General features: G+C 61.6%; 1 protein-coding gene. It reads right to left on the bottom strand.

Annotation, left to right across the window (positions count from 1 at the left end):
• On the bottom strand, positions 1-935 hold a 935-nt coding region (locus tag XCSCFBP4642_RS25020; RefSeq protein ID WP_084624533.1), incomplete at its 3' end, for an IS1595 family transposase.
• Positions 936-1026: the final 91 nt, after the last annotated feature.

The raw sequence follows: 1026 nt of genomic DNA, 5'->3' as shown, positions 1-1026 counted from the left end.
AAAACCGGCTCTGGGCATGGTGTGGATTGCATCATGGCCGTGGCAAGTCGTGGCAGCATCTCGCGCAAGCGGAATCGACGATTAAAACGATAGGCCGCTTCTCCCAGGTAACGCCTTGCGTATTTGCCTTGCGCGATGGCGTGATACACGCCACTGATGGCGCGTTTGAGATTGCCCAGCACCACGTTGAGCCAACGTGCACCGGCCGTTTCGGTCGCGGCACGACCACCGCCAGTGTCCAGCGTGGTGTGCGCGTGGCCGGCGTCTTCTAGCCGGCGGAAGCAGGCCAGCCCATCGGTGTAGACCTCGCATTCGGGCGCCAAGCGACGGGCAATCCAGTCCTGCAGCGAGGTGTTGTCGAAGCTGCGCACCGGCTCGATCACCACAAAGCGCGGCGCGGTGAAGGTGGCATCGGTCTGCACCGCAATCAGGAACGCTTGTTTGTTCTCCGATCCGCGTCCGGCCTTGCCACCGTTACGCTCGCCGCCGAGATAGGCATCGTCGATCTGCACGAAACCCGCCAGTTTCCGCATGGATTCGCGCTCGGCCATAACCTGCATGATCTTGTGTTTCATCCGCCAGGCCGTCTTGTAGTTGACGCCCAGATGCCGCATCAACTCCAGCGCGGCCATGTTGGTTTTGGTCGAGGTCAGCAGGTGCAACGCCAGCATCCAGGTGCGCAGCGGCAGCTTGGTGCCTTCGAACATCGTGCCTGCAATCAGGCTGGTCTGATGCCGGCACGCGCTGCATTGGTAGTAGATCGCAGCACCCCGCTTGAAACGCGAGCGCACGCGTCCGGCACAAACAGGGCAACGAAAGCCTTGCGGCCAGCGCCACTTGTAAAGCGCGCGATAGCACTTGGCTTCGGTGCCGTAGGACGCGAAGAACTCAGGCATCGACAATCCCGCTTGGAACTGCACGGCATTGATACTCATCACGCCACCTCGTTGGCTTCAGGTGACAGCAGCATCCACCCAGCGCGGCGCAGATCCTGCGACAGGCGGCTGATGGTCAGGGCTAATCAGG

This window comes from Xanthomonas cassavae CFBP 4642 (assembly GCF_000454545.1).
GTDB lineage: Bacteria > Pseudomonadota > Gammaproteobacteria > Xanthomonadales > Xanthomonadaceae > Xanthomonas > Xanthomonas cassavae.
The sequence above is the reverse complement of the archived record's forward strand: the minus strand, read 5'-3'. Positions and strand labels throughout refer to the sequence as shown.